Raw genomic sequence first — 1,097 nt, forward strand, 5'->3', positions numbered from 1 at the left:
AAGTGGCTAGCGATAGCCACTTTTTTTATGCTGCGTCTATAATAGACAACCTTAGCTTTACGCAACCAGACAGGATGTGTCATGAGACATTTTTATTTAGACTTCATCTTCACAGCTATCGCATTGATGGTAGCTGCATGGTGGGGATATTCACATGGCGGTATGGGCGGCTTAATAACCACCCTCTCTATTACTGCTATTTTGGCCGTCATGGAGATTTCATTATCCTTTGATAATGCGGTGGTCAACGCCTCAGTCCTTAAAGGCTGGGACGAGTTTTGGAAAAAGATATTTTTAACCGTTGGTATTTTAATTGCTGTATTCGGTATGCGCTTAGTATTCCCAATTGTTATCGTTGCGGTTACCGCAGACCTTGGCATGATGCAAGTGATAGATTTGGCATTGAACGACCCTAAAGAATACTCAGCAAGACTGATGGCGCATCATGCTGAAATCTCAGCCTTTGGTGGTATCTTCTTGTTACTTGTCTTCTTAAACTTTATCTTTGATGATAAAGAAGTGCATTGGTTTAACTGGCTTGAGAGCCGCTTAGCAAAGCTTGGCAAAGTCGATGCCATGAGCGTGTTTGTCGCTCTAATTGTCCTGATGTTTGCTGTATCTTGGGCCAGTGCGGAGCAAGCTTCTGCCGTACTGATTGCGGGTGTTTGGGGTATCTTGGTCTATCTTGGCGTCCAAGTTATCTCTGGTATGCTCGAGGGTGACCTTGAGGAAGACTTAGAAAATGAAGAGAAGGGTTCAGGCGCTGCCGCGACCAGCGCGATTATGAAGGGCGGTATTATCGGTTTCTTATACTTAGAAGTTCTTGATGCTTCATTCAGTTTCGATGGTGTGATTGGCGCATTTGCAATCACCAATGACGTTATTGTGATTATGTTAGGTCTGGCGATTGGTGCTATGTTTGTGCGTTCAATGACTATTTTCTTGGTAGACAAAGGCACACTTGATGAGTTCATCTATCTAGAGCATGGTGCGCATTATGCCATTGGTGCCTTGGCAATTATTATGCTGCTATCAGTGAAATTCCATGTACCAGAGATTATTACTGGTTTGATTGGTATTGCCTTTATCGGTTGGGC

At 43.7% G+C, this 1,097-nt stretch carries 1 protein-coding gene; it reads left to right on the plus strand.

Translation table 11 applies throughout. The features are described 5' to 3' along the window. Positions 1 to 81: 81 nt before the first annotated feature. Positions 82 to 1,097, plus strand: a 1,016-nt coding sequence (locus tag FQ083_RS12600) for a DUF475 domain-containing protein (RefSeq protein ID WP_149410099.1), incomplete at its 3' end; no start/stop codon positions are given.

Origin of the sequence: Psychrobacter sp. ANT_H59 (genome assembly GCF_008369225.1) — a bacterium.
Lineage (GTDB): Bacteria > Pseudomonadota > Gammaproteobacteria > Pseudomonadales > Moraxellaceae > Psychrobacter > Psychrobacter cryohalolentis.